Annotated in this window: 25 protein-coding genes; 13 read left to right on the plus strand and 12 right to left on the minus strand. The window is 68.9% G+C overall.

What is annotated here, in order from left to right; all coding sequences use genetic code 11:
- Window position 1: 1 nt before the first annotated feature.
- From nbrcactino_RS12340 to nbrcactino_RS12350, 3 genes are read right to left on the minus strand one after another with little or no spacing between them, the layout of a single operon-like run.
- The gene (locus nbrcactino_RS12340; protein ID WP_161927854.1) at window positions 2-433 is read right to left on the minus strand and encodes a hypothetical protein; all 432 of its coding nucleotides are present in this window, start codon (window positions 431-433) and stop codon (window positions 2-4) included.
- Entirely contained in the window at window positions 433-855 is a 423-nt protein-coding gene (locus tag nbrcactino_RS12345) for a VOC family protein (protein WP_161927855.1), read from the minus strand. Before nbrcactino_RS12345 ends, nbrcactino_RS12340 begins: the two co-directional genes overlap by 1 nt.
- Window positions 856-865: 10 nt before the next feature.
- Window positions 866-1,327 carry a helix-turn-helix transcriptional regulator gene (locus nbrcactino_RS12350; RefSeq protein ID WP_161927856.1) on the minus strand — a complete coding sequence of 154 codons (462 nt, stop codon included), beginning with the start codon at window positions 1,325-1,327 and terminating at the stop codon, window positions 866-868.
- A 160-nt stretch (window positions 1,328-1,487) separates the two neighbouring features.
- Here nbrcactino_RS12350 and nbrcactino_RS12355 point away from each other — a divergent pair, with 160 nt between their 5' ends.
- From nbrcactino_RS12355 to holA, 3 genes are read left to right on the plus strand one after another with little or no spacing between them, the layout of a single operon-like run.
- Entirely contained in the window at window positions 1,488-2,489 is a 1,002-nt protein-coding gene (locus tag nbrcactino_RS12355) for a ComEA family DNA-binding protein (protein ID WP_371864580.1), read from the plus strand.
- A gap of 3 nt (window positions 2,490-2,492) precedes the next feature.
- Window positions 2,493-3,980 carry a ComEC/Rec2 family competence protein gene (locus nbrcactino_RS12360; protein ID WP_161927858.1) on the plus strand — a complete coding sequence of 496 codons (1,488 nt, stop codon included), beginning with the start codon at window positions 2,493-2,495 and terminating at the stop codon, window positions 3,978-3,980.
- Between the two features lie 4 nt (window positions 3,981-3,984).
- Window positions 3,985-4,950, plus strand: a complete 966-nt coding sequence (gene holA, locus nbrcactino_RS12365; RefSeq protein ID WP_186343383.1) for a DNA polymerase III subunit delta — start codon at window positions 3,985-3,987, stop codon at window positions 4,948-4,950.
- Window positions 4,951-5,143: 193 nt separating this feature from the next.
- Here the strand turns inward: holA and nbrcactino_RS12370 are convergent, their stop codons facing one another.
- Together nbrcactino_RS12370 and rpsT are read right to left on the minus strand one after the other, a co-directional pair.
- Window positions 5,144-6,469, minus strand: coding sequence for an HNH endonuclease signature motif containing protein (locus nbrcactino_RS12370; protein WP_161927859.1), 1,326 nt, complete (start codon window positions 6,467-6,469; stop codon window positions 5,144-5,146).
- Window positions 6,470-7,092: 623 nt separating this feature from the next.
- Complete coding sequence (gene rpsT, locus nbrcactino_RS12375; protein ID WP_161927860.1) at window positions 7,093-7,353, minus strand: 30S ribosomal protein S20; 261 nt, start codon at window positions 7,351-7,353, stop codon at window positions 7,093-7,095.
- A gap of 125 nt (window positions 7,354-7,478) precedes the next feature.
- Between rpsT and nbrcactino_RS12380 the strand changes: the two genes are divergently transcribed.
- On the plus strand, window positions 7,479-8,663 hold the full coding sequence (locus nbrcactino_RS12380) for a sulfotransferase family protein (RefSeq protein ID WP_161927861.1): 1,185 nt from the start codon (window positions 7,479-7,481) through the stop codon (window positions 8,661-8,663).
- A 10-nt stretch (window positions 8,664-8,673) separates the two neighbouring features.
- Here nbrcactino_RS12380 and nbrcactino_RS12385 read toward each other — a convergent pair whose 3' ends face one another.
- The 3 genes from nbrcactino_RS12385 to nbrcactino_RS12395 all read right to left on the minus strand — a co-directional run bounded on the left by nbrcactino_RS12385 (window position 8,674) and on the right by nbrcactino_RS12395 (window position 10,279).
- A complete protein-coding gene (locus nbrcactino_RS12385) occupies window positions 8,674-9,057 on the minus strand; it encodes a type II toxin-antitoxin system PemK/MazF family toxin (protein ID WP_161927862.1) in 384 nt (127 codons plus the stop codon).
- 54 nt (window positions 9,058-9,111) lie between these two features.
- On the minus strand, window positions 9,112-9,510 hold the full coding sequence (locus nbrcactino_RS12390; RefSeq protein ID WP_161927863.1) for a DUF4189 domain-containing protein: 399 nt from the start codon (window positions 9,508-9,510) through the stop codon (window positions 9,112-9,114).
- Between the two features lie 136 nt (window positions 9,511-9,646).
- The gene (locus nbrcactino_RS12395; protein ID WP_161927864.1) at window positions 9,647-10,279 is read right to left on the minus strand and encodes an alpha/beta hydrolase family protein; all 633 of its coding nucleotides are present in this window, start codon (window positions 10,277-10,279) and stop codon (window positions 9,647-9,649) included.
- 39 nt (window positions 10,280-10,318) lie between these two features.
- Here nbrcactino_RS12395 and lepA point away from each other — a divergent pair, with 39 nt between their 5' ends.
- The 9 genes from lepA to nbrcactino_RS12435 all read left to right on the plus strand — a co-directional run bounded on the left by lepA (window position 10,319) and on the right by nbrcactino_RS12435 (window position 21,840).
- A complete protein-coding gene (gene lepA, locus nbrcactino_RS12400) occupies window positions 10,319-12,220 on the plus strand; it encodes a translation elongation factor 4 (protein WP_161927865.1) in 1,902 nt (633 codons plus the stop codon).
- A 3-nt stretch (window positions 12,221-12,223) separates the two neighbouring features.
- Window positions 12,224-14,269 (plus strand): M3 family metallopeptidase, encoded by a 2,046-nt coding sequence (locus tag nbrcactino_RS12405; protein WP_161927866.1) that lies wholly within the window; start codon window positions 12,224-12,226, stop codon window positions 14,267-14,269.
- A gap of 126 nt (window positions 14,270-14,395) precedes the next feature.
- Window positions 14,396-15,694 carry an AAA family ATPase gene (locus nbrcactino_RS12410; RefSeq protein WP_161927867.1) on the plus strand — a complete coding sequence of 433 codons (1,299 nt, stop codon included), beginning with the start codon at window positions 14,396-14,398 and terminating at the stop codon, window positions 15,692-15,694.
- A 70-nt stretch (window positions 15,695-15,764) separates the two neighbouring features.
- Window positions 15,765-16,061 carry a hypothetical protein gene (locus nbrcactino_RS18030; protein WP_186343390.1) on the plus strand — a complete coding sequence of 99 codons (297 nt, stop codon included), beginning with the start codon at window positions 15,765-15,767 and terminating at the stop codon, window positions 16,059-16,061.
- A gap of 211 nt (window positions 16,062-16,272) precedes the next feature.
- Window positions 16,273-17,343: a sulfate ABC transporter substrate-binding protein gene (locus tag nbrcactino_RS12415; RefSeq protein WP_161928027.1), complete on the plus strand. Its 1,071-nt coding sequence runs from the start codon at window positions 16,273-16,275 to the stop codon at window positions 17,341-17,343.
- A complete protein-coding gene (gene cysT, locus nbrcactino_RS12420; RefSeq protein ID WP_161927868.1) occupies window positions 17,340-18,197 on the plus strand; it encodes a sulfate ABC transporter permease subunit CysT in 858 nt (285 codons plus the stop codon). Before nbrcactino_RS12415 ends, cysT begins: the two co-directional genes overlap by 4 nt.
- On the plus strand, window positions 18,194-19,102 hold the full coding sequence (gene cysW / locus nbrcactino_RS12425) for a sulfate ABC transporter permease subunit CysW (protein WP_161927869.1): 909 nt from the start codon (window positions 18,194-18,196) through the stop codon (window positions 19,100-19,102). The genes cysT and cysW overlap by 4 nt, the downstream gene beginning before the upstream one ends.
- A 1-nt stretch (window position 19,103) precedes the next feature.
- Window positions 19,104-20,096, plus strand: a complete 993-nt coding sequence (locus nbrcactino_RS12430) for a sulfate/molybdate ABC transporter ATP-binding protein (RefSeq protein ID WP_161927870.1) — start codon at window positions 19,104-19,106, stop codon at window positions 20,094-20,096.
- A gap of 112 nt (window positions 20,097-20,208) precedes the next feature.
- Window positions 20,209-21,840, plus strand: a complete 1,632-nt coding sequence (locus nbrcactino_RS12435) for an AMP-binding protein (protein WP_161927871.1) — start codon at window positions 20,209-20,211, stop codon at window positions 21,838-21,840.
- Here nbrcactino_RS12435 and nbrcactino_RS12440 read toward each other — a convergent pair.
- The 4 genes from nbrcactino_RS12440 to nbrcactino_RS12455 are packed head-to-tail and all read right to left on the minus strand — an operon-like array spanning window position 21,837 to window position 25,628.
- Window positions 21,837-22,622, minus strand: coding sequence for a sirohydrochlorin chelatase (locus tag nbrcactino_RS12440; protein ID WP_161927872.1), 786 nt, complete (start codon window positions 22,620-22,622; stop codon window positions 21,837-21,839). The genes nbrcactino_RS12435 and nbrcactino_RS12440 overlap by 4 nt on opposite strands.
- Window positions 22,619-23,965: a sulfate adenylyltransferase subunit 1 gene (locus nbrcactino_RS12445; RefSeq protein WP_161927873.1), complete on the minus strand. Its 1,347-nt coding sequence runs from the start codon at window positions 23,963-23,965 to the stop codon at window positions 22,619-22,621. The genes nbrcactino_RS12440 and nbrcactino_RS12445 overlap by 4 nt, the downstream gene beginning before the upstream one ends.
- Window positions 23,965-24,906, minus strand: coding sequence for a sulfate adenylyltransferase subunit CysD (gene cysD / locus nbrcactino_RS12450; protein WP_161927874.1), 942 nt, complete (start codon window positions 24,904-24,906; stop codon window positions 23,965-23,967). The genes nbrcactino_RS12445 and cysD overlap by 1 nt, the downstream gene beginning before the upstream one ends.
- On the minus strand, window positions 24,903-25,628 hold the full coding sequence (locus tag nbrcactino_RS12455; protein WP_161927875.1) for a phosphoadenylyl-sulfate reductase: 726 nt from the start codon (window positions 25,626-25,628) through the stop codon (window positions 24,903-24,905). Before nbrcactino_RS12455 ends, cysD begins: the two co-directional genes overlap by 4 nt.
- Between the last annotated feature and the right edge of the window lie 4 nt (window positions 25,629-25,632).

Below are 25,632 nucleotides of genomic sequence, written 5' to 3' on the forward strand. Positions count from 1 at the left end.
TTCAGGCGCGCCGCACCAGCTCGCGCAGCTTCGCCTCGACCTCGTCGGTGATTTCCAGGACCGCGAAGGCCGTCGCCCACATCGGGCCGTCGTCGAGCGCGGCGTCCTCGTTGAAGGCGACCGTCGGGTAGCGGGTGTCGAACTTCGACGCCGGCTGCACAAAGGTGACGACCTTGCCGTCCCGCGCGTACGACGGGAAGCCGTACCAGGTCTTCGGGTCCAGCTCCGGGGCCTCCTCGGCCACGATCTGGTGGTAGCGGGAGGCAACCGCATGGTCGGCGCCGGTCAGTGCCGCGATCGCGTCCGTGCACGCCTTGGCCTCGCGCTCGCGTTTTGCCGCACCCTTGCCGGTTTGTTTCTCGGCCTTGAGTTCGGCGGCGCGCTGCTTCATCGCTGCGCGCTCGGTCTCGCTGAACTTTCCGTCGGTGCTCATCAGTGGGTCTCCTCGGGGTTGGCCTGGATGCGGATCATGTTGCCCGCGGGGTCGCGGACCGCCGCGTCACGCGCACCCCAGTCCTGCTCCATCGGTTCTTGGACGATGTCGGCGCCGGCCGCCTCGATGGCGGCGAAGGTGGCGTCGAGGTCATCGGTGGACAGGTTGACGCCGAAGTAGCTGCCCTTGGCGATCAGCCGCTGCAGGACCTCGCGCTCCTCGTCGGTGACGTCGTTGCCGACGCCGGGCGGATGCAACACGATCGCGGTGTCGGGCTGGTTCGGCGGGCCGACGGTGATCCAGCGCATGGTGCCGCCGCCGACGTCGAGCCGGACGTCGAAGCCCAGTACGTCGCGGTAGAACGCCACCGACTCGTCGGGATCCAGATGGGGGAGGAAGCTGCTTCTGATTGTTGTTGCCATGGGTTCCACGCTAGGAGCGCGGGCCGCTCGCCGCTTCTCGATTCCTGATCGGTTTGGAAACCTGCTTGGCGATGCAGGGCAGCAGGCCGGGAAGCGGGATGATGCCGAGCTCGGCGAGCTCGTCGGGGGAGTCCCAATGGTCGCGGTAGGCACTGGGCGAGACCCCGGTGAGTTCGCGGAACCGGGTGCTGAAGGTACCCAACGACGAGCAGCCCACGGCAAAGCAGACGTCGGTGACGCTGAGATCGCCGCGGCGCAGCAGCGTCATCGCCCGCTCGATGCGCCGGGTCATCAGATACGAGTAGGGCGATTCACCGTAGGCGGCTTTGAACTGGCGGCTCAAGTGGCCGGCCGACAGGTGCACACCCCGCGCGAGCGACTCGACGTCGAGCGGCTCGGCATAGTCCCGGTCCATCCGGTCGCGCACCTTGCGCAATAGGACCAGGGTCGCCAGGTCGGGGTAGTCGGCCATGACGACCAGTTCACCACAGCCCGACGCGGATGGGCTGCCGCTGGGGTAACAGTCCTGGGTGGCGTGCACAGTTCTGTGTCGTCCACAGGCAGGCGGGGCGCGGGCCCGATCCGCGGCGGGCCGGGCGACGGGGCCGACGTAGCGTCGCCGCATGGGGAGAATGCGAACGGCCGAACCGGCGGTGGTGCGTCGGCGGCTCGAGCGGCTGGCCGTCGGGGCCTCGGCCGACCGAGTGCCTGAGGACGGGGGGATCGGCGACAGCGGCAGCGCCGGCGCCGGCGACGTCGATCGCGGCGTGCCGACGCCGCAGTGGCTCGACCCGACCAGCTGGGATGATCCTGGTTGGGATGACACCGGCTGGGATGACACCGCCGGGGATGGCCCGCCTCGCGCGGCCGACTTTTCGCTCGCCGACCTGGCGCAGGAGGAGGCCGACGAGCGTCCTGGCGATCGGCGGCACCGCTGGACAACGGTTCCGCCCGCGGCGGTGGGCTTGGTGTCGGTGGGCCTGATCGCAACGTTGATCGCCGCCTACCTTGCCTTGCGCGCACCCGACGCCGCGGTCCCGGTGGTGGATTTCCCGGCGTCGGCGGGGCCGACCAGCCCGAGCGGTCCGGGCGCGTCGGCGACCGGTACCTCTGCTGTTCCGGCGCGCATCGTGATCAGCGTGGTCGGGTTGGTCTACCGCCCCGGACTCGTGCGCCTTGCTCCGCAGGCGCGGGTCGCCGACGCGGTGCGGGCGGCCGGTGGCGCGAGGCCGGGAGCCGATCTCGTCTCGGTGAACCTGGCGCGCCCGCTGCGCGACGGCGACCAGGTGGTGATCGGCCTCGCCGACGCGCCGGGCCGCGCAGGTCTGCGCAGCACCGTCTTGGGGGTCGACGGGTCGTCGTCGAACACCGGGCCGGGGCAGCCCGCTCCCGGCGCGGGCTCCGACGGTGCGGCGCCCCGGACCGGGCCGACCGGCCGGGTCGACCTCAACACGGCGACCGCGGACCAACTCGACGGTCTGCCCGGCGTCGGGCCGGTGACGGCCAAAGCGATCGTCGACTGGCGCACGGCGCATGGCGGTTTCACCTCGGTGGATCAACTTGCCGAGGTCGACGGGATCGGTCCGGCCCGCCTGCAGCGCCTGCGTGAACTGGTGACCGTCGGGGGTCGGTGAGCGGTGGATCTGCGCCTGGTCGTGCCGGCCGCGGCGTGCTGGGCGGTGACCGGAATCGGCCTCACTGCTTCACGCGGTGTCCTCGTTGCGGTGATTCTCGGGGCCATCGGGACGTCGGTGGCCGTTCTCGTCGCACCGCGGCTCGGACGCGTGGACCCCGCCAGCGTCCTTGCCGCCACCGGCCTGGCCGCCGGGATCGGCGTCGCCCTCCTCGTTCGCGCCGACCGGGTCGACGCCCATCCGGTCCGCCAGTTCGACGGCGGTGCCGTCGCCGTGGTGATCACCGCGACCGAGGACCCGAAGGTCAGCGCCGCCCACCCGGATCTGGTGTGGGTGCGTGCCCGTCTCGTCGCGGTGGACGGTCAACGGGTGGCGCCGGCGGACGTGCTGGTGTTCGCGAGCGGCGCGCCGAGGGTGACGGGCGAATGGCTCGGCGTCCAGGTCGGGGTGCCGGTCCGGGTGTCCGCGCGGGTGCGGGTGCCCGCCGGTCGGGGATTGGTGGCAGCCGCGTTGACTGCCCGCGGGCCCCCGCAGATCGCCGGGCGGGCACCGGTGTACCTGCGGGCTGCGGAAACGGTGCGCTCGCGGTTCCGGCAGGTCTGTGCCGAGGGGCTCGGGCACCGAGAGGCCGGGTTGTTGCCCGGTCTGGTCGTGGGGGACACGAGCATGGGGGAGTCCGGGGTCGACGAGCAGTTCCGCCGAGCTGGACTCACCCATCTTCTTGCGGTGTCTGGGGCGAATTTCGCCCTCATCGTCGGGACCGCGGTGCTGCTGGCGGCTCTGGTGGCCGGGTCGGTGCGGGTCACCGTGGCGGTCGGTCTGGTGGTCACGGTGGCGTTCGCCGTGTTGGTCCAGTTGTCGCCGAGCGTGATCCGCGCGGCGATCATGGGCGGTATCGGACTGTTGGCGATGGTGGCGTCGCGACGGCGAGAGGCGATGCCGGCGCTCGCCGCGGCGGTCGTGGTGGCGTTGCTGGTGTGGCCGACGCTGGCCGTCGACGCCGGGTTTGCCATGTCGGTGGCCGCGACGGCGGCTCTCATCGTGTGGTCGCCGCACCTGCGTGATCGGCTTCTCGAGCGCGGGGTGCCGCGCGGCGCGGCCGATGCGGTGGCGATGGCCGTTGTCGCCTACCTGGCGACTGCGCCGCTGGTGGCGATGATCTCCGGGCGGCTCAGCCTCACCGCCGTGCTCGCGAATCTGGCCGTCGCTCCGGTGATTCCGGTGGTGACGCTACTCGGTGCGTTGGCGATGGTCCTCGCGGTGCCCGACGTGGCCGTATCGACCGCGTTGGCGCGGGTCGTGGTGTCCGCGTGTGAACCGGGGCTGTGGTGGATCCTCGTCGTCGCGCATCGTCTCGGCGAGACGTGGGCGGCGGTCCCGGTGACACCGCTGCTGGTTCTCGGCGTCGCGGTTGGGGCCCTGGGCGTGCGCCGCCTGTGGCGCCGCTACCGCCGTGCGTGGCCGAGGGGGATGGCGGGGTGGCACGATTGAGCCCGTGACCGCACCCTTGCACCTACTCCTCGGCGACAACGATTTCTTGATCGAGCGGGCGGTTTCGCAGCTCACCGCCGAGATCGGGCGGGAGGGTTCCGAACCGGTCCCGGTGACCCGGGTACGGGCCGGGGAGGTGACCGCGGCCGAACTCAGCGAGTTGCTGAGCCCGTCGCTGTTCGGTGACGCGCGGGTGATCGTCGTGGAGGCCGCGGCCGAGGCGGGCAAGGAGCCCGCGGCGGTGATCACCTCGGCGCTCCACGACATTCCGGACGGCATCACCCTCGTCGTCGCGCATACCGGCGGCGGTCGTACCAAGGCGATGGTCGGCGTACTGCAGAAGGCCGGCGCGCAGGTCGTCGACTGTGCGACACCGCGTTGGCCGTCGGATCGCGCCGATTTCGTTCGACGCGAGTTCCAGGCGACCGGAGTTCGCGTGTCGCGGGACGTGGTGGAGCTGATGCTCGCCAATGTCGGCTCCGACCTGCGTGAGTTGGCTGCGGCGGTGAGCCAGCTTGTCGCCGATACCGGCGGCAAGGTCACCGAGGCCGCCGTCCAGACCTACTACTCCGGTCGCGCCGAGGTGAAGGGCTTCGAGATCGCCGACAAGGCCGTCACCGGTGATCGCTCCGGGGCGTTGGAGGCGTTGGCGTGGGCCATGCACCACGGGGTCCCGCGGGTGATCCTTGCCGACGCCCTCGCCGAGGCCGTTCACGGCATCGCCCGGGTCCGCGGTCTGGGATCGATCAATCCGCAGGCCGCCGCCTCCGAGTTGGGCATGCCGCCGAGTCGGGTGAAGAAGCTGCAGTCGCAGGCGACGGCGTGGGACACCGAGTCGATCGGGGCCGCCGCCGTGGTCGTCGCCAAGCTCAACGGCGACGTCAAAGGGCAGGCCGCCGATGCCGACTACAGCCTCGAACACGCGGTCTCGACGGTGGCCGGGCTCCGGCCGCGACGCGGGCGCGGCTAGCAACCAGGACACCAGTTCGGGGCGGTGTGGTCGGGGCCGTTCGTGCACCAGGCATCGGCTGCCGGGGTAGTGGACCGGCCCCGACCGGGGCCGTTTTCGTTATGAAGTTCTCAAGGTACGTGTGTGGCCCGGGGGCCGAAGGTGCTGTGCTGGGTTGAAATCGCTGGGTGGAAAGCTCAGGTGAACGGTGGTGCTAGGCGGCGGCGTGGTCGGCGAGGGTGAGGGTGCGTCGGTTGTGGCAGCGGATCCAGTCACCTCCTTCGGGACTCTGGAACCACGGGTGGCCGTCGAAACCGATCTGGATGTTCCAGCCTTTGCCGTGGACATACGTGTGGTGATGCAACGAACAGAGCAGAACCGTGTTTTTGAGGTTCGTCTCGCCCCCGTCGGCCCAATGTTGAATATGGTGGCCTTCACAGCAGGCTGGAGGACTGCCGCAGCCGGGGAACTGGCAACCACCATCGCGTGCCTCCAGGGCGCGGCGCAGGGTGCCGGTGACAAACCGCTGGGTACGTTTGGCATCCAACGGCACCGAATCCGCAGTGATCAACGCGGCGACTTCAGCACTGCCGCAGGCGATTTCCCGTGCGGTGTCGGCTGATACCGATCCGGTGAATCCCAGGCATGCGGCGTGAGCCTCGCCTAGAGGGCTGTCGGGTACCAGGACAGGCAAGGGCACGGTCATGGTGATGTGCGGGACGATTCCTCCCACCGTCGGGCGATTCCGTGATGCCAGGTAGCTGCTGATCACGCTGACCAGGGCGTCGGCGGTGCGTTGGGCCCGGGGACGCGGATCGGGGGAGCCGTCGGGTGCCGGGATGGGCTTCGCCAGGGCATCCAGGGCGGTGTGGAGTTTCTCGCCGGACAACTGATCCAGATCAGCCTCCAGGGTCACCCGCCCCTCGTCAGTCCGGCTGATCGTTGCTTGGTTCAACGACGGATTGTCTGCCGGAGGGGTGGAGGGCGGATCGAGTGGCGCCAACTCGTGGCCCAGTTCGCGGGCCTTCTCCATGACTTGGGCGGGCTGATCAATCCGCGCATGCGCCAACAATGTGGTCGCGGTCTTCTCCCGTACCTCGTCGAAACCGGTTGGGCCGATGCGGGTGGCGATGTGGTCGAGACCGCGGATCACCGCATCCGCATGCTCGACGGTGAGGTCGCCGTCGCGGACCTCGCGGACCAGGTTCGGCAGATCATCCAAGTGCTGGGCCAACCGGGCCACCCGGTTGATGGTGGCAGGCGCCAGCGGCAATTCCCGCAACAGGTCACGGCCGTTCTTCAACTGGTGCCGTACCGGGATACCGATGGCCTCGGCGCGCGCTGTCGCGGCGGCCAACAAGTAGGAGGCGATGTTGCCCATCCGGACCGCGGTGACCATCACCCCCAGCACGGCCTTGTCGTCGGCGATCGCTTCCGCTGACGCCAACAAGGCACCCACGCCGGTCCCGGATTCGACGGCGTCTGGCGCCAAATCATAGGCCAGTTCGGTGACGAATGTGGCGAGTTCGTCGTGGTTCATGTGACCCCCAGGCCCGGGTTCGCATCGTGGTGTGCGGACCGCTGTTAGAAACTGTGTGCTGTGGTATTTGTATCTAATGACCAGTGTACGCCGACTGTCTGACAAGCGTCGGAAAACGCGTTGACCTGCGGTGAAGGTCTTAGTCGAGCTGTCTCGGCGGATGCCTGGTCGGGCAACGGACGCCGCCTCTGAAGCGGGCGGTGAACGCAATTCACCCCGGTGACCGCGTGGGTCGTCACCGGGGTGGATTGGGAATCAGGCGCCGCAGTGCGGCGTCAGATCAGTGTCAGAATTTGTTGTGAGTGCGTCGGCCTCGATGTCGGCGACCCAGGCCTGTGGTCGAGGGGTTCGCATTCTGCTGGTGCAAGTGGAACCTTGTGCACTGGCGGCAGCCCCGACGGGTGGAGTCTGTCAGGCGCTACCTTATCGCCATGTGTTGGTGTGGCCGACGCTCGCGGTCGATGCCGGACTTGCCGAGAGCCGGCGTCTCGGCGGACACCTCGTTGGGTGCTCGACCAACCGCTTGGGGAGCGGCTCGTTAACGCAATTCACCCCGGTGACCGCGTGGGTCGTCACCGGGGTGGATTGGGAATCAGGCGCCGCAGTGCGGCGTCAGATCAGTGTCAGAGCTTGTTGACGGCCACAGCCATGGCCGACTTCTTGTTGGCGGCCTGGTTGGCGTGGATGACGCCCTTGGTGGCGGCCTTGTCGAGCTCGCGGCTGGTCGAGACGAGGAGCTCGCCGGCAACCTTCTTGTCTCCGGCCTCGACGGCCTCGCGGAACTTGCGGATCGACGTGCGAAGGGCGGAGCGAACCGACTGGTTGCGTCGACGCGCCTTCTCGTTGGTCTTGTTGCGCTTGACCTGCGACTTGATGTTTGCCACGCGGGTTTGTCCTCTACTTGGTTCTGGGATGACAACGACCCTCGACTTTACCAGTCGGCCCCATGGCCACCCAAATCGTGCGGGCCCGCTCATAACGGGGAGCACCGGAACCTAGGGTGGGATTCATGTCTGTCGTGTTCCTTCACATCGGTCTGCCGAAAACCGGGACTACCTATTTGCAAGACCGGCTGTGGCGCAACCGGGACCTCGCCCTACGGGCCGGGCTGTGCTATCCGGGTGACGCGATCGACGACCACTTCCACGCCGCGGCGCACCTTCAACCCAGGCGCTACCTCGATTGGGTGGACCCCGAGCACAAGCAGGCCTGGCCGACGATGGTCGCCCAGATGCGTGCCTGGCCGGATACGAGTCTGGTGTCCCACGAGTTGTTCGCCACCGCCAACTCCGAGCAGATCGCCACCTTGCTCGCCGATCTGGATTTCGCCGACGAGGTCCACGTCGTGGTCACCGCGCGCGACCTGGCGCGGCAGTTGCCCTCGGCGTGGCAGGAGAACGTGAAGAACCAGCGTCGCGGCACATTCGACGAATTCGTCGCCGCGGTGGCCGAGCGCGCCGACGGCGGCGACTTGGCACACGGGGAAGAGGGGCCGTTCTGGGAGTTCCAAGACTTCGTCCGCATCCTCGACGCCTGGTCGCAGGTGGTGCCCCCATCGCGGATCCACCTCATCACGGTGCCGCCCAAGGCCGACAAGGTCACGGTGCCGCCCAAGGCCGACAGGGCCAGTTCGGCGGGGGCCGACGGGCTGTGGGAACGGTTCCTCGGCGTCCTCGGTGTCGATCCCGCCGCCTTGTCGGCCCCGATTGAGAGTGCCAACTCATCCCTGTCGGCCGCCCAGGCCGAGTTCTTGCGCCAACTCAACGACCGGCTGCAGCCCGACGACGTCGAGTGGGCGCGCTACGAACGCGTCGTGAAAGGCGAACTGATCGGGCAGGTGCTGTTCGCCGGGGAGCGAGGTGAGCCGCAAGGGCTGTCGGCGGACCAGCGGAAGTGGGCGGCCGACCAGGCCGACCGGATGATTGCCGGTGTGCTCGAGCGCGGCTACGACGTCGTCGGGTCACTCGACGAACTGCGCGTCGCGCACCAGGCCGAGCCGGACGCGGCTGCTCCCGACCGGCAGGAGGTCCTCGACGCGGCGCTCGACGCACTGGCTGGGTGGGTGAAGATCGCACCGCTTCCCGCGACCCCGCCGCGCTGGGAGTCCGCCGCGCGCAACGTGGTCCGCAAAGCCCGCCGTCGGGCGGTCGGGGTGCGCAACCGGGTTCGCCAGCGCCGGGCCGCACGGACCTAGGGCGGCCGCGTCATTTCCAGCCGTAGTGCTGCCGCAACTCCGTCGCGATCGTTTCAAAGCGGGTGCGGTCGAGGACAGCGCCCTCGCGGCGGATCTCGTCCGCGACGATGACGAGCACCCGGTCGAGTCGCACGTAACTCTGCCGGTGGTCGTCGTCCCAGACACCGCTGCCCAGCGCCCGCCACTCCGGGTCGCCCGCGTGATAGTCCTTGCTCGACAGCATCAGGCCCAGTACGTGGTCGGGCTCGGCGTCGGCGGCGTCCCGTCCCACGATGAGGACGGGCCGGTCCTTGCCCTGGGTCGCGTCCTCCTCGAACGGGACCCACGTCCACACGACTTCACCCGGATCGGCATCCCCGTCCAGGTTCGGGTGGTAGACGACAGCACGGGCCACGCTCGCCGTCGGCGACGAGCGTGGCCCGTGGGGTCGATGGGTCAATGTGGCGGATCAGTTGTAGCGGGTGGTGCAGGACCAGCCGCGCACGTACGAGCCGTAGCCGGCTTGGCTGCGGGCGGCGTTGGAGGCGGCGGCACGGGTGGCGTATCCGCGAGCGGTGCCGACCCGCGTCCGGCTACCGGTGAACTTGTAGGCCACCGCGCCGCACGAGTTGTAGAAGCTGAACTGGCCGCAGTGGGAGCCGCAGCGGGACTTCACTGCACGGACTGCGGCGTTGGACGACGAGTAGTCGCCCCGGGTGACGACGACGCGCCCGTTGTAGTCGTAGGCGATGGCGCCCCAGTTGTAGGTGTAGGCGTCGGCTTGGGGGACGGCGGAGGGGACCAGGGCGGCCCCACCGGCGATGGCGGTGGCGATGCCCAGGGTGGCGAGGGTTTTGCGTGCGATCATGAGGGGAACCTTAATGTGACTCCGGCGTGGGCGCGCGACCGGTTCGGGCGTTTGACCGACAAGGAATGGTGGTCTCGGTCGGCCTAGCGCGTCGTGCGCATTTGTGTGTGTCCAACGGTCGATCGTTCGACCGGCATCACTGCGGCGACAAGAGCGTCACGACGGCATCGGCGGCCAACGCGGCGACCCCGGTGCGCTCTGGATTGAGTGCGTGGGGCGCGGCGACGGTGACCACCATCGTCGGGGCCGGGATCAGCTCAACGGCGGCGGCCAGTTCCTCGGAACTGGCGAAGGGATCGCTCCGACCGTGGACGACGACGGTTGGCACGGTGATGTCCGGCAGGTGCTCGGTGCGCATCCGGTCGGGCTTACCCGGCGGATGCAGCGGGTAGGAGCTGAGGAAGAGCCCGGCGGCAAGGCCGGGCTGCTCGGCCACGAGCATGGAGGCCTGGCGCCCACCGTAGGAGTGGCCGCCGAGGATCAACGGGGCGTCGGTCAATGCGGCCACCGCGGCCGCGGCTGCGGCGATTCCGTCGCGGTCACGCTGGGCGTCGGCTCGGCCGGGCGGACCTTTGGGGCGGCGTTGCCGGTACGGGAGGTCGATCCGGGCGACGAGCATTCCGCGCGCACAGAACTCGTCGGCATAGGCGCGCAGGATCGCCGCGCCGCGGTTTCCCCCCGCCCCGTGGGCGAGCACGATGGCAGCCCACGGATCGTCGTCGGGTTCGTGCAGGTCGGCGGCGACATCGGGGGCGGTGAGGGTGCGCACGCCACTACCGTAGGCCGCGGGTGGCTGATCGGCACGGGCATGACAGACTGGAGGCCGACCTTTCACCGAGGAGCGATTCTCATTTCCAGCTTTGCCGACACCACGTTCACCGACCCGACGCGCATCCGCAACTTCTGCATCATCGCCCACATCGACCATGGCAAGTCGACGCTGGCCGACCGCATGCTCCAGTTGACCGGAGTCGTCGAGGAGCGGCAGATGCGTGCGCAGTACCTCGACCGGATGGACATCGAGCGCGAGCGCGGCATCACCATCAAGGCGCAAAACGTGCGGCTGCCGTGGCAGGTGACCGACGAGGACGGCACCACCACCGACTACGTCATCCACCTCATCGACACCCCCGGCCACGTCGACTTCACCTACGAGGTCAGCCGTGCGCTGGAGGCCTGCGAAGGCGCGATCCTGCTCGTCGACGCGGCGCAGGGCATCGAAGCGCAGACGCTGGCGAACCTCTACCTGGCGATGGAGAACGACCTGGAGATCATCCCGGTCCTCAACAAGATCGACCTTCCGGCCGCCGATCCCGAGCGCTACGCGGCCGAGCTCGCCCACATCGTCGGCTGCGAGCCCGACGAGGTGTTGCGGGTGTCGGGCAAAACCGGCGAGGGCGTCGCGACACTGTTGGACCGGGTCATCGAGAAGGTGCCGGCCCCGGTGGGCGACCCCGACGCGCCGGCTCGCGCGATGATCTTCGATTCGGTCTACGACACCTACCGCGGCGTGGTCACCTACGTCCGTGTCGTCGACGGCAAGATCGTCCCCCGCGAGAAGATCGCGATGATGTCGACCGGTGCCACCCACGAGCTCCTCGAGGTCGGCATCGTCTCGCCCGAGCCGAAGCCCTCCAAGGGGCTCGGCGTGGGCGAGGTGGGCTACCTGATCACCGGCGTCAAGGACGTGCGCCAATCGAAGGTCGGCGACACCGTGACGACGGCCCGCCACGGTGCCACCGAGGCGTTGACCGGCTACCGCGAGCCCGTCCCGATGGTCTATTCCGGGCTGTACCCGGTGGACGGCTCGGACTACCCGGTGCTGCGCGAGGCGCTGGAGAAGCTGCAGCTCAACGACGCGGCCCTGACCTTCGAACCGGAGACGTCGGTGGCCCTCGGCTTCGGCTTCCGCTGTGGGTTCCTGGGCCTGCTGCACATGGAGATCACCCGCGAGCGCCTCGAGCGCGAGTTCGATCTGAACCTGATCTCCACCGCGCCCAACGTCGTGTACCGGGTGGTGATGGACGACGGGTCCGAACACATCGTCACCAACCCGTCGGACTGGCCGACCGGCAAGACGAAGGACATCTACGAGCCCATCACCAAGACCACGATCATCGCGCCGAGCGAATTCATCGGGGCGATCATGGAGCTGTGCCAGTCGCGCCGCGGTGAACTGGGCGGGATGGACTACCTGTCGGAGACGCGGGTGGAGATCCGCTACACGCTGCCGATGGCCGAGATCATCTTCGACTTCTTCGACTCGTTGAAGTCGCGCACCCGCGGTTACGCCAGTCTGGACTACGAGGAGTCCGGCGAGGCGCAGGCGGACCTGGTGAAGGTCGACATCCTGCTGCAGGGCGAGGCCGTGGACGCGTTCAGTGCGATTGTGCACCGCGACGCCGCCTACGCCTACGGCAACAAGATGGCACTCAAGCTCAAGGAACTCATTCCGCGCCAGCAGTTCGAGGTGCCCATCCAGGCGGCGATCGGATCGAAGATCATCGCCCGCGAGAACATCCGCGCGATCCGCAAGGACGTGCTCGCCAAGTGCTACGGCGGTGACATCAGCCGTAAGCGCAAGCTGCTGGAGAAGCAGAAGGAAGGCAAGAAGCGGATGAAGACGATCGGCCGGGTCGAAGTGCCCCAGGAGGCCTTTGTCGCCGCGCTCTCCTCGGACGCAGCCGGGGACAAACCGAAGGGGAAATAGCCGGTGCCGCAGAACGCCGTTTCGTCGGAGAGTCCGCTGCCCTACGGATTGCCGGACTTCGCGGCGATCTCCGACGCGGATTTCGCGCCGGCCATCACCGAGGCGATGGCCGCCCAGCGTGCGGAGGTGGACGCGATCCTCGCCGTTGCGGCGGACGCGGATTTCGCCAATACCGTTCTCGCGCTGGAGAATTCGGGCCGCGCGCTGGCGAATGCCACCCGGGTCTTCTACGGCGTCCTGGGGCCGGACTCGACGGCCGAACGAATCGAGATCGCCGCCGAGTTGGCGCCGCGCCTGGCCGAGCACCACGCCACCATCGCGTCCGACCCGGCGTTGTTCGCCCGGGTGGCCGCGGTGTGGCAGCGGCGTGACGAGCTCGACCTGGACACCGACGAATACCGTCTGCTCGACCAGCGGTATCGCGACATGGTGCGGGCCGGTGCGGCCCTCGACGACGACGGTCGCGAACAGATGCGCACCATCACCGCGCGCTTGGCCGACCTCACCACCGAGTTCGGGCGCCTGATCCTCGACGAGGCGAACGCCTCGGCGGTCCACTTCGACGACGAGGCCCACCTCGACGGACTCCCGGCCGGGGCGGTGGCCGCGGCCCGCACAAAGGCCGCCGACGCCGGCCTCGACGGCTTCCTCGTCGCGATGGAGCTCCCGTCGAGCCAGTCCAGCGTTGCCGAACTCACCGACCCGATCGCGCGCCGCCGGGTGTTCGAGGCCTCGCTGGCGCGCGGTTCGCGCGGCAACGAGTTCGACACCACGCGGCTCATCGCCGAGATCGTCGGATTGCGGGCCCAACGCGCGGAACTGCTCGGCTATCGCGACCACGCGGCCTACGTCGTCGAGGAGGAGACCGCACCGGATGTCGGTGCAGTCGAGGGCCTGTTGGCCGACGTCGCCGCCGCGGTGGGTCCGGCCGCCGCTGCGGAGGAAGCGGCGTTGCGCGACCTCGCCGGCGGGGATTTGACGGCCTGGGACTACACCTACTGGCTGGCCCGGTATCAGAAGGCGCAGGCCGGCGTCGATATCGACGCTTTCGCCGACTACTGCGAACTCGACCGGGTGCTGCGCGACGGGGTGTTCTACGCCGCCGGACAGCTTTACGGCCTGCGCTTCGAGGAGCGCACCGATCTGGCGGGGTATCACCCGGATGTGCGGGTGTTCGAGGTCTTCGATGATACCGGCGCCGGAATCGGCCTTTATCTTGGCGATTACTACGCCCGGCCCACCAAGCGGGGCGGGGCGTGGATGACCTCCTTCGTCGAGCAGTCGCGCGAGCAGGGGACCGCGCCGGTCGTCGTCAACGTCCTCAACATCCCCAAACCCGACGAGGGGCGGCCGACGCTGCTCAGCGTCGACCAGTTGATGACGCTGTTCCACGAGTTCGGACACGCGCTGCACGGGTTGCTCTCCGACGTCCGATTCGCCTCGCAGTCGGGTACCTCGGTGCCACGCGATTTCGTGGAGTTCCCGTCGCAGGTCAACGAGCACTGGGCGCTGCACCCCGACGTCGTCGGCCATTACGCGCGGCACGTCGAGACGGGGGAGCCGGCGCCGGCCGAACTCCTCGAGCAGGTCCGCGCCACCTCGGTCACCGAGACCGCGCATGCGACCGTCGAGTACCTCGGTGCTGCGATCGTCGACCTCGGGTGGCACCGCCTGACCACTGCGGACCTCGCCGACCTCGACCTGGGCGGTGCCCCCGAAGTGTTCTCCTATGTCGAGACCCGGTCGTTGAACGGCTCCGGGGTGGCGGCGGCCTACATCCCGCCGCGGTATCGGAGCCCGTACTTCAACCACATCTTCGCCGGCGGCTATTCGTCGGCTTACTACGCCTACATCTGGTCGGAGGTGCTCGACGCCGCGACGCGCGAGTGGTTCGACGCCCATGGCGGCCTGGACCGGGAATCGGGGCGGCGCTTTGCCGAGCTGATCCTGTCGAAGGGCGACAGCGTCGACCCAATCGCGGCACACCGCGACCTCATCGGCGGGTCAGCCGAAGTGGCACCGCTGCTGCGCCGCCGCGGCCTGGCCTGACGCTCCGCTGCTACGCCGGCGCCGAGATAATTCGGTTGCCCGGTGCGGGGTGCGCCTGCGAATCTGGTCCACTGCCCGGGCGAACCGGCCCGGGGGCGAAGACCAGAAAGCAAGGCCGAGTTTCCCATGAGCGCACCGACTCTCGACGAGATCGTCGACGGTGAGATCCCCGCTGTGCGGCGCACCATCGAGGTGCTTGCCGCGGTGCTGGCCGGTGCCTCGAAGGATGCGCGCCCCACCGTCGAGGGCTTCCTGCGCGAGCACCTCGGGGCGCCCCGCCGGGAGCTCGCCTCCCACTATCTCCGCCTGGCACCGTCGACCGTGGTGGCCGCCGGCCTGGTCGTCGCCGAACTGGCCGATGCCCATGGTGCGGTAATCGGCCCCGACGAGGACGACGACCCGCCACAGTGGGTGCAACACACCGTCGGACAGGACGAGTTCTCCATCCCGAGCGATGCCACCTTCGCGTTCGCGCCGGACAACCCGTTCGGCCCGGGCCCGATGGCGATCCAGATCTGTGCCCACCCCGGATACGCGCGCAGCCGGGTCACGGTGATGACGCCGCGCGGGGCCGACGAGTCGGCACGGTCCGCGGTCAGCGAGTTGACCCGACGGATCCGCGAGCGGAACCCGTTGCGCGGCAGGTTCATTCGCGCGGGCTACGACCACGGTCTGGAGTTCTCGGTGATCGAGGGGATCGAGGCGCCGCGCACCCGGGTGCAGGTGCCGGCACACGTGTGGCGCGAGGTCGACCTCGCCGTGTCGGCGGTGACCACCCGCTACGAAACCCTGCGCGCCATCGGACTGTCGACCAGCCGCGGACTCATGCTGGCCGGGCCCCCGGGCGTGGGGAAGACGGCGGTCGCCCGATCGGTGATGAGCGAGCTCGTCGGCGAGTTCACCGTCGTCGTCGCCGACGCCTCCGCGATGGCCTCCGGGATCGCCGAGTTGTATCGGGCGGCGGCGGAGCTGGGGCCGATGGTGGTGTTGCTCGACGACGTCGATCTCCACGTGCGGCGCCGCGGCGACGGCAACGACGGTGCGCTGGGCGCGCTGTTGGCCGCGCTCGACGGCGCCGACAAGCTCGACCGAGTGCTCACCATCGCGACCACGAACGACCCCAAGGCCATCGACCACGCCGCGACGCGAGCCGCACGGTTCGACTCCATCGTCGAACTGGCGGCGCCCACCGATGCGGCGGTGGCCGGCATCCTGCGCGAACTGCTCGATGCACTGCCGCTCGCGGTGGTGGACGTGCCGCGCGTCGCCACCGCTTTCCCGGTCGGCCGCAGTGGTGCCGACGTGGTCGAGGCGGTGCGCCGGGCAGTCCTCCTCGACGGGCCCGAGGTGACCACCGCGACGATGCTCGAGGTGATCGGTGCCCGGGACTATGTGGCGGCGGTCCCGGTGGGGACTTACCTGTGACGGCTATGCTCGGATGGGGTGGCGGCGACGCCGCTTTTCGATCACGCTGATTTGTAAGTGGGTGGCGACGGTGGCCGGTTTCCTGTCCTGGTGGGACGGTGTGGAGGAGTGGCTCATCCGGCTTCCGTTCGTGCCGCAACTGCTGGTCACCCTGGTGGTCGTCGTACCGCTGGCGATCGGCGCCGCGTTGGTCCTCTCACAGGTCGTCGAGGTGGTCACCGGCGTCGCGGCGCGGGTCGGGGCATTCTTCTCGGCAGCCTGGAAGTCGCAGGTCAGCGCTCGGTTGCCCGCCGCGTTGACGTCCGACGGCGGTGCGGCGGGCCGCACCGGTCCCTCGGACGGTCCGGGACGGGGAGGTGTGTCGTGAAGCGCTCCCCGGTCACCATGGCCCTGATTGCCCTGTTGGTCCTCGTCGTGGTCGCCTGGTTCATCGTCGGCTAGCACAGGCATGGATGGGGCGCACGCCGTCGCGGTGAGCGCCGCGTCGAGCCGCGTTCCACCCGGAAATCTCTTGTTACGTTGTGCCGGTCCGAAAGACCGACGATCAATGACGTGAAGGAGGCCCGGTGACGACGACGATTCCGTCCCGACGCCTGCACCCGCGGCGCGCGGTGAGAACCCTGGTGGCGGCCGCCCTGGTGTGCGGTGTCGCGTTGGGGACTGCAGCCTGCGGTGGTGGCTCCACCGACGAACCCGGCGGCCTCGACATCTCGTCGGGAAGCCGCCACCTCAAGCTGGTGGCCTATGCGGTGCCCAAGCCCGGCTTCGACAAGATCATCCCCGCCTTCCGGGCCACGCCCGAAGGCCAGGGAGTCGGCTTCTCGCAGAGCTACGGCGCCTCCGGCGACCAGTCGCGCAAGGTGGCGCGACGGGTGCCCGCCGACGTGGTGAACTTCTCGGTGGAACCCGACATCACCCGCTTGGTGAAGGAGGGCGTCGTCGACGAGGACTGGAAGTCCCAGGCGCCCAACAACAGCACCCCGTTCGGGTCCGTGGTGGCCCTGGTGGTGCGCAAGGGCAATCCGAAGAACATCCGGGACTGGGACGATCTGCTCAAGCCCGGTGTCCAGGTGATCACCCCCAACCCGGGCAGCTCGGGCTCGGCGAAGTGGAACCTGCTGGCCCCGTTCGCCGCGAAGAGCGACGGTGGGCGCAACCCGCAGGCCGGCCTCGACTACATCGCCAAGCTGGTCCGCGACCACATCAAGGTGCAGCCGAAGTCGGGCCGCGAGGCGACCACCGCCTTCGAGCAGGGGCAGGGCGACGTTCTCATCAGCTATGAGAACGAGGCGATCATGCTCGATCGGGCCAACGCCACGACGCGGGGCGAGCAGATCGAATACGTGGTGCCCGCGCAGACGTTCAAAATCGAGAACCCGGTGGCGGTGGTCAACACCAGTGGCGACAAGGCCACGGCCAAGGCGTTCGTCGAGTTCCTCTTCACCCCGCAGGCCCAACGGTTGTGGGCACAGGCCGGATTCCGCCCGGTCGTGCCGTCGGTGATCGCGGAGACCGCCGACAAGTTCCCCGGCCGCATCGACCGGCTCTGGACGGTGGCCGACCTGGGCGGGTGGAAGTCCGTGGACAAGGCGCTGTTCGGGTCCAAGGGCGCCATCAGCGAGATCTACAGCGCGGGAGGCAAGCGATGACCGCGGCAACTGCGGCGCCGGAGTCGGCGCCCCCGGCCGGCTTCCTCGGCCGGCCACGAACGTTCAACGGGGTATCGCCCGCGGGCATCGGACTGGCCTGGCTGTGGCTGAGCATCATCGTCCTGCTGCCCCTCGCGGCGATCACCGTCCAGTCCTTCGGTGACGGCTGGAGCGGATTCTTCTCGGCGATCACCGAGCGCAACGCGGTCGACGCGCTGCTGATCACCGTCGGGGTGTCCGTGGTCGTCGCCCTGATCAACATGGTCTTCGGCACGCTGATTGCCTGGGTGCTCGTCCGTGACGACTTCCCGGGCAAGGGTTTCGTCAACGCGATCATCGACCTGCCGTTCGCGTTGCCGACGATCGTCGCCAGCCTCGTGCTGCTGTCGCTGTACGGGCCCAACTCGCCGATCGACATCCACCTGAACGCGACCCAACCGGCGCTGGTCATCGCGCTGACCTTCGTGACGCTGCCGTTCGTGGTCCGCCAGGTGCAGCCGGTGCTCCTCGAACTCGACACCGACGTCGAAGAGGCCGCCGCCGTACTCGGTGCCAGCAACCGGGTCACCTTCACCAAGGTGGTGCTCCCGGCACTGCTCCCATCGATCTTGACCGGAGCCGGCCTGGCCTTCACCCGTGCCATCGGCGAATTCGGCTCGGTCGTCCTGATCGGTGGCAACATCCCGGGAAAGACGCAGGTCGCATCCCAGTACATCCAACAGCAAATCGAGATCGACGAGCCGGTCAACGCGGCCGCCGTGTCGGTGGTACTCCTGCTGATCGCCTTCGTGGTGCTGTTTGCACTGCGCCTCGTCGGGCGGCGGCAGTCGGTGCGAGAGGACGATGATCGATGAAGGTTTCGCCGTTCACCCGCTATTCCCTGCGCACCATCGCGCTGGTCTACCTCTTCGTTCTCCTCGTGGTGCCGGTCGGATTGATCTTCTGGCGCTCCTTCGAGCACGGTGTGGGGCAGTTCTGGGAGTGGATCACCACCCCGGCGGCCATCTCGGCGCTGCAGCTGAGCCTGCTCATCGTCGCGGTCGTCGTCCCACTCAACGTGGTCTTCGGCATCGCGACCGCCCTCGCCCTCGTGCGCGGCAACTTCCCGGGCAAGGGATTGCTGCAGTCGGTGGTCGACCTGCCGTTCGCCGTCTCCCCGGTGGTCGCCGGTGTCGCACTCATCCTGTTGTGGGGCCACGGCGGATGGTTCGGCGGCGTGGAGAGTCTCGGGTTCAAGGTGATCTTCGGATTCCCCGGCCTGGTGCTGGCGACGCTGTTCGTGACGCTGCCGTTCGTCGTCCGCGAGGTCGAGCCGGTGCTCCGGGAGATCGGCACCGAGCAGGAGGAGGCCGCGGCCACCCTCGGTGCCAACGGCTGGCAGACCTTCAGTCGGATCACCCTGCCGGCCATCCGCTGGGGCCTGACCTACGGCGTGGTCCTGACCATCGCCCGCGCCCTCGGCGAATACGGCGCGGTCACCATGGTCTCGTCGAACTTCCCGGGTATCTCCCAGACGCTGACCCTGTTGGTGCATTCGCGCTACACCGACGACTACAACGAGTTCGGTGCCTACGCCGCAGCCACCCTGCTCATGTTCGTGGCGGTCTTGGTCCTCGTGGCGATGACCCTGATCGAACGGCGGGTGCGCAACCGCTACGCCGAGGCGAGTGGATCGACCGCCTCGACCGAAACCGAAACCACCGCCGACGACCCGATCGCGATCGGCAACGAACCCCAGCTCATCAAGGAAGGCGTGTGACATGTCTATCTCGGTAATCGGCGCCAACAAGCGCTATGGCGACTTCGCCGCCCTCGACGATGTGTCGATCGATATTCCGGAGGGGTCGTTGACCTCGCTGCTGGGCCCGTCGGGCTCGGGCAAGTCGACGCTGCTGCGGGCCATCGCCGGCCTGGACGGCCTCGACTCGGGGACCGTCATCATCAACGGCAGCGATGTGTCGGCCGCCTCGCCGCAGCAGCGCGACATCGGCTTCGTCTTCCAGCACTACGCGGCGTTCAAGCACCTCACCGTGCGCGACAACATCGCGTTCGGCCTCAAGATCCGCAAGCGACCCAAGGCCGAGATCGACAAGAAGGTGGACGAGCTGCTCGACATCGTCGGGCTCACCGTCTTCCAGAAGCGCTTTCCCGCGCAGCTGTCCGGCGGTCAGCGCCAGCGCATGGCCCTGGCCCGGGCGCTGGCGGTGGACCCGAAGGTGCTGCTGCTCGACGAGCCGTTCGGCGCGCTCGATGCGAAGGTGCGCGACGATCTGCGCAAGTGGCTGCGGCGCCTGCACGACGAGGTCCACGTGACCACCGTGCTGGTCACCCATGACCAGGCCGAGGCGCTCGACGTGTCGGACCGGATCGCGGTGCTCAACCAGGGTCGCATCGAGCAGGTCGGCTCGCCCGACGACCTCTACGACCGGCCGGACAATCCGTTCGTCGCGTCCTTCCTCGGCTCGACCGTCCGCCTCAACGGCGAACTGGTCCGCCCGCACGACATCCGGATCGGCCGCCATCCCGAGATCGCCCTGCCGGGCGGTGACGCCAAACTGGACACCGGGGTCGTGAAGGCGACCGTGTCGCGCGTGGTGAACCTCGGGTTCGAGACGCGGGTGGAGTTGCTCGCGTCGGCCACCGGCGATGAGTTCGCCGCGCAGATCACCCGCGGCGACCAGAACGCCCTGCACCTGCAGCCGGGGGAGACGGTGTACGCCCGGGCGACGAAGATCGCCGCGTTCGAGGCGTAGCCCTCGCGGGGTTGCATCGGCGTTGCATCGGGCGGCGAAAACCGCGGGATTTTTCCTACGGTGGAGGAGGGTGGAGTAGGACTGTCATAGACACCACACGAAGTGAGGATCTATGACCAGTGCCACCGCCACGTCCGGACTCAACACGCCGCTGTCTCCGTTGCGCTTCTTGGAGCGCGCCGCGTCGGTGCACCCCGGCAAGCTCGCCGCCATCGACGGTGGGCGCCGCCTGACGTACGCCGAGTTGGCCGCCGACGTCCGGTCGCTCGCCGGCGCGCTGCGGGCCTCCGGGGTCGAGCCGGGCGACAAGGTCGCCTACCTGGCGAGCAACTCACTGGAATTGCTCACCGCACACTTCGCGGTTCCGCTGGTCGGCGGGATCCTCGTCGCCGTCAACACCCGGTTGGCACCGGAGGAGATCCGCTACATCGGCGACCACTCCGAATCGGTTCTGCTCGTCGGGGACGCGCCGCTGTTGGCGGGCATCGCCGACGTGGAGTTCGCCACGGTGCGGGAGATCATCGAGACGCCCAGCCAGGAAGGCGAGTACGAGGGCGTCGCAGTGCGGTACGACGAGTTCTTCGCCCGCGGGGATGCCGGCGAGGACTTGGTGTGGGATGTCGCCGACGAGGATGCCGTCCTCACCATCAACTACACCTCGGGAACCACCGGCAAGCCCAAGGGCGTCATGTACACCCACCGCGGCGCGTACCTGGGATCGCTGGGCACCGTGATCACCCAGGGCTTCTCCATCGACACCAACTACCTGTGGACCCTGCCGATGTTCCACTGCAACGGCTGGTGCGGCCCGTGGGCGCTGACCGCGGTGGCCGCCACCCACGTCTGCTTGCGCGCGGTGCGCGGCGAGGAGATGTGGCGCCTCATCGACACCGAGGGCATCACCGCCATGTCGGGCGCGCCGACCGTGCTGACCACGCTGGCGACCGCGCCCGAGGCGCATCCGATGAGCCGGCCGATGTCGATCGCGACTGCGGGGGCACCGCCCAGCCCCACGATCATCGCGGCGATCCGCAACTTGGGGATCACCATCATCCACGTTTACGGACTCACCGAGACCTACGGTCCCTATGCGGTCTGCGAGCCGGATCCGAGTTGGTCGGAGCTGTCCGGCGAGGAACTCTCGGTGCGGATGGCGCGGCAGGGCGTCGGCATGATCACCGCGGACCGGCTGCGGGTGGTGAGCACCGAGACCGAGGAGGGCGCGGAACTCGTCGACGTCGCTGACGACGGGGTTGCGATGGGCGAGATCGTGATGCGCGGCAACGTGGTGATGAAGGGGTACTTCAAGGACGAGGAACGCACCGCCGAGGCGTTTGCCGGCGGCTGGTTCCACTCCGGGGACCTCGGGGTCATGCACCCGGACGGGTACGTGCAGCTCCTGGACCGGGCGAAGGACGTCGTGATCTCCGGTGGGGAGAACATCTCGACGATCGAGGTCGAGCAGGCGGTGGTCAGCCATCCGGCGGTGCTCGACGTCGCGGTGATCGGGGTGCCCGACGACAAGTGGGGCGAGCGCCCCAAGGCCATCGTCGTGCTCAAGCCGGGACAAGAGGCGACCGATGCCGAGATCATCGCGCACGTGAAGTCGAAGATCGCCTCCTACAAGGCGCCGCGCGACGTCGCCTTCGTCGACGAACTGCCGAAGACCTCCACCGGCAAGATCCGCAAGAACGAGCTGCGCGACGTCGAGTGGGGCGAGGGTCGCGCCCGGATCCAGGGCTAGCGGCGGGGGACCGAGTCGGCTTCCTCCCGATCGAATTCGCATTTCCCGACGGGATTACGTCGGGAGATGTGAATCGGTGCGGGAGGAACGAGACCGGCGATGGCCTCGACGACGAGTCCGTGCGGGCCGAGGGCCCCGGCGATCGGATCACCCGGGGCGAGTTCGTCCAGCAGTGCCTCGACACGCTCGGCCAGCAGGCCCGGGGACAGGAAGTAGGGCAACCCGACGATCCGCTTCGCGCCGCCGGCACGCAGACGCCCGACGGCGCCGCGCAGGACCGAGGCCTGTCGGCCGAGTTTCGTCGCGAACACCACCTCGACCGGGTTGCCGGTCAACCGCGCGACCTCGGCGCCCCGGCGTCGGGCCGCGTCGTCGGAACGTTCGTCGGAGGAGCCGACGGCGTACATGACGATGCCGTCGCCGGCGCGCAGGCCGGCGGCCCGGGCGCGGTCGACCAGAGCCGGGCTCAGATCGGCCTTCCCGAGAACGGGGGTCTGCACCAGGGTGAGAGTCGGCCAGCGCCGCCGTGCGGCGTCGAGCAGCACGGGCAGGTCGAACCGGCTGTGATAGCCGTCGCCGAGCAGCAGCGGCACCACCCGGATCGGGTCGCCCGCCGGCGCGAGCCAGTCCAGGACAGTGGCCACGAGGGGCTCGTCGAGATCCAGATAGGCCAGTTCGATCCGCTCGGCCGGGAGCGTGGTGCGGACCTCGTCGCGGATACGCGTGAGCGTCAGGGCGAACCGGGGGTCCCGGCTGCCGTGGGCGACGAGGAGGACGCTCACGCCGGGACCGTGCTGGGCGTCAGATGCAATTGGTCGAGGGCATCCCCGACGAGGCCGGCCGCCAGCGTGTTGCCGCCGGCCGGGTCGATCAGCAGGAAGCTGCCCGACTCGCGGCTGTGGCTGTAGTCGTCGGCGACGATCGGCTCGGCCGTCTGCACGGAGATCCGTCCGATCTCGTTGAGCTCCAACGCTTCCGGCGACTCGATCAGGGTGAGATCCTGCTCGTCGAACCGGACGTCGATGCTCCCGACGATGGCCTGCGTGGTACGGGTCCCGTGCTTGAGGAGCAGTCGGGCACCCGGGCGCAGCGCCTTGTCGCCGAGCCAGCACACCGTGGCGGTGAACTGTTGGATCGGTTCCGGGGCATCGCCGACCGCGGCGATGACGTCACCCCTCGAGACGTCGACGTCGTCGGCCAACAACAGGGTGACGCTGCGCCCGGCGTGCGCGGCCGGCAGCTGGCCATCGGCGGTGTCGATGGCCTCGATCGTGGTCCGGGTCCCGGACGGCAGGATGACCACCTCGTCGCCGACGGCGACGGTGCCGGTGGCGACCTGTCCGGCGTAGCCGCGGTAGTCCGGGAACTCTGCGGTGCGCGGCCGAATCACATACTGCACCGGGAAGCGCAGACCGACCGGGTCGCCGGCGCGCTCGTGCACGTTCGGGACGGTCTCGAGATGCTCGATCAGGGTCGGGCCGTCGTAGTACGGCGTGCGCTCCGACCGGGTGGCGACGTTGTCGCCGTGCAGCGCGGACACCGGGATCGCCAAGACCTGCTCGTCGGTCCAGCCCAGCGACCGGGTCAACTCGGCGAAGTCAGCGGTGATCTGCGCGAATTGTCCCTGCGGATCATCGGCCAGGTCGATCTTGTTGACCGCGAGCACGAGCTGCGGCACGCCCAACAGGGCCATCACCGCGGCATGGCGGCGGGTCTGCGCGACGACGCCGTTGCGGGCGTCGACCAGCAGGATCACCAGTTGTGCGGTCGATGCGCCGGACACCGTGTTGCGGGTGTACTGGACGTGACCGGGGGTGTCGGCCAAGACGAACGAGCGGTTGGCGGTCGCGAAGTAGCGGTAGGCGACATCGATGGTGATGCCCTGCTCGCGTTCGGCGCGCAGCCCGTCGACGAGCAGCGACAGGTCGGGCCCGTCCAGGCCGCGTGCCTGTGAGGCGCGGTTGACCGCGTCGATCTGGTCGGCAAGGACGGACTTCGTGTCGTAGAGCAGGCGGCCGACGAGGGTGGACTTGCCGTCGTCGACGCTGCCGGCGGTCGCGATGCGCAACAGATCGGGGTGGTGCGGCCCGTTCGCCAGGTTTGCGGTGCTGGTCGATTGCGTCATCAGAAATATCCTTCGCGCTTGCGGTCTTCCATGGCCGCCTCGGAGACCCGGTCGTCGCCGCGGGTGGCGCCGCGCTCGGTGAGTCGGGAGGTGGCGACCTCGGCCAGGACGGCCTCGTTGTCGGCGGCGTCGGACAGGACCGCGCCGGTGGTGGAGCCGTCGCCCACGGTGCGGTAGCGCACCGAACGCGTCTCCAGCGCCTCGCCTTCGCGCGGACCGCCCCACGGGCCGGGGGTCATCCACATGCCGTCGCGGGAGAAGACCTCGCGCTCGTGGGCGTAGTACAGCGGCGCCAGCAGAACCTGCTCGCGGGCGATGTAGCGCCAGACGTCCAGCTCGGTCCAGTTGCTCAGCGGGAACACGCGAACGTGCTCGCCGGGGGCATGGCGACCGTTGTAGAGGTTCCACAGCTCGGGCCGCTGCCGCTTGGGGTCCCACTGGCCGAAGGCGTTGCGCAGCGAGAAGACGCGCTCCTTGGCGCGGGCGCGCTCCTCGTCGCGACGGGCCCCGCCGAACACCGCGTCGAAGCGGTTCTCGGTGATGGCGTCGAGCAGCGGGATCGTCTGCAGCGGGTTGCGGATACCGTCGGGACGCTCGGTGAGCCGGCCGTCGGCGAGGTACTCCTCGACGCTGGCCACGTGCAGCCGCAGGTTGTGGCGCGCCACGATCTCGTCGCGGAACTCGATGATCTCCGGCAGGTTGTGCCCGGTGTCGACGTGCAGCAGCGAGAACGGCAGCGGCGCCGGCCAGAAGGCCTTGAGCGCCAGGTGCAGCAGCAGGGTCGAATCCTTGCCGCCGGAGAACAGGATCACCGGGCGCTCGAACTCGCCGGCTACCTCGCGGAAGATGTGGATGGACTCGGACTCGAGCGCGTCGAGGGTGTCGAACTCGCCCTCGGTCTTGTCGAGGCCGAAGGGGGAGATGTGCGTATCAATGCTCATGAGACGTGCAACCCGCATTCTGTCTTGGCGCGCCCGGCCCAACGGCCGCTGCGCGGATCGGCTCCAATGGCTGGCTTGGCGGTGCAGGGTTCGCACCCGATGGAGGGGTAGCCCTCGTCCACCAGCGGATTGACGAGGACCCCGTGGTCCTCGATGTAGGTCTGGAACTCCTCGTCGGACCAGGCGGCCAACGGGTTGATCTTCACCAGCCCGAAGCCCTCGTCGTAGGAGATCAACGGGGCATTGGTCCGGGTCGGCGCTTCCACGCGGCGGATACCGGTCACCCACGCGGAGAAACCGGACAGCCCGGCGCGCAGCGGGACGACCTTGCGCAGCCGGCAGCACTCGCCGGGGTCGCGGGAGAACAGGTCCCGGCCCAGCAGTTCGTCTTGCTGCGCGACGGTGTGCTCCGGGGCGACGTTGATCAGGTCCAGGTCGTAGACCTGGGCGACCGCGTCACGGGTGCCGATCGTCTCGATGAAGTGGTACCCGGTGTCGAGGAACAGCACCTTGAGCCGGCCGCCGACCTGCTCACGGTCGATGGCCTTGTCGGCGACGTCGATCAACACCGCGTCCTGCATGTTGGCCGCGATCAGAAAGTCATCGCCGAAGGTTTGCGCGGTCCAGGCGAGCAGCTCGTGCGCGGAGGCGTCGGGGCCGAGCTCGTCGGCGCCGCGCGCCGCGATGTCGCGCAACCGGTCGGTGTCGAGTGTGGCGGTCATCTGT

It is taken from the genome of Gordonia crocea (genome assembly GCF_009932435.1).
In the GTDB taxonomy this organism is placed as follows: Bacteria; Actinomycetota; Actinomycetes; order Mycobacteriales; family Mycobacteriaceae; genus Gordonia; species Gordonia crocea.

Coding starts and splice junctions, on each gene's coding strand:
- nbrcactino_RS12340 (WP_161927854.1), bottom strand. CDS start 433: ATGAGCACCGACGGAAAGTTCAGCGAGACCGAGCGCGCAGCGATGAAG.
- nbrcactino_RS12345 (WP_161927855.1), bottom strand. CDS start 855: ATGGCAACAACAATCAGAAGCAGCTTCCTCCCCCATCTGGATCCCGAC.
- nbrcactino_RS12350 (WP_161927856.1), bottom strand. CDS start 1,327: ATGGCCGACTACCCCGACCTGGCGACCCTGGTCCTATTGCGCAAGGTG.
- nbrcactino_RS12355 (WP_371864580.1), top strand. CDS start 1,488: ATGCGAACGGCCGAACCGGCGGTGGTGCGTCGGCGGCTCGAGCGGCTG.
- nbrcactino_RS12370 (WP_161927859.1), bottom strand. CDS start 6,469: ATGAACCACGACGAACTCGCCACATTCGTCACCGAACTGGCCTATGAT.
- nbrcactino_RS12380 (WP_161927861.1), top strand. CDS start 7,479: ATGTCTGTCGTGTTCCTTCACATCGGTCTGCCGAAAACCGGGACTACC.
- nbrcactino_RS12390 (WP_161927863.1), bottom strand. CDS start 9,510: ATGATCGCACGCAAAACCCTCGCCACCCTGGGCATCGCCACCGCCATC.
- lepA (WP_161927865.1), top strand. CDS start 10,319: ATGACAGACTGGAGGCCGACCTTTCACCGAGGAGCGATTCTCATTTCC.
- nbrcactino_RS12410 (WP_161927867.1), top strand. CDS start 14,396: ATGAGCGCACCGACTCTCGACGAGATCGTCGACGGTGAGATCCCCGCT.
- cysT (WP_161927868.1), top strand. CDS start 17,340: ATGACCGCGGCAACTGCGGCGCCGGAGTCGGCGCCCCCGGCCGGCTTC.
- cysW (WP_161927869.1), top strand. CDS start 18,194: ATGAAGGTTTCGCCGTTCACCCGCTATTCCCTGCGCACCATCGCGCTG.
- nbrcactino_RS12430 (WP_161927870.1), top strand. CDS start 19,104: ATGTCTATCTCGGTAATCGGCGCCAACAAGCGCTATGGCGACTTCGCC.
- nbrcactino_RS12435 (WP_161927871.1), top strand. CDS start 20,209: ATGACCAGTGCCACCGCCACGTCCGGACTCAACACGCCGCTGTCTCCG.
- nbrcactino_RS12445 (WP_161927873.1), bottom strand. CDS start 23,965: ATGACGCAATCGACCAGCACCGCAAACCTGGCGAACGGGCCGCACCAC.
- cysD (WP_161927874.1), bottom strand. CDS start 24,906: ATGAGCATTGATACGCACATCTCCCCCTTCGGCCTCGACAAGACCGAG.
- nbrcactino_RS12455 (WP_161927875.1), bottom strand. CDS start 25,628: ATGACCGCCACACTCGACACCGACCGGTTGCGCGACATCGCGGCGCGC.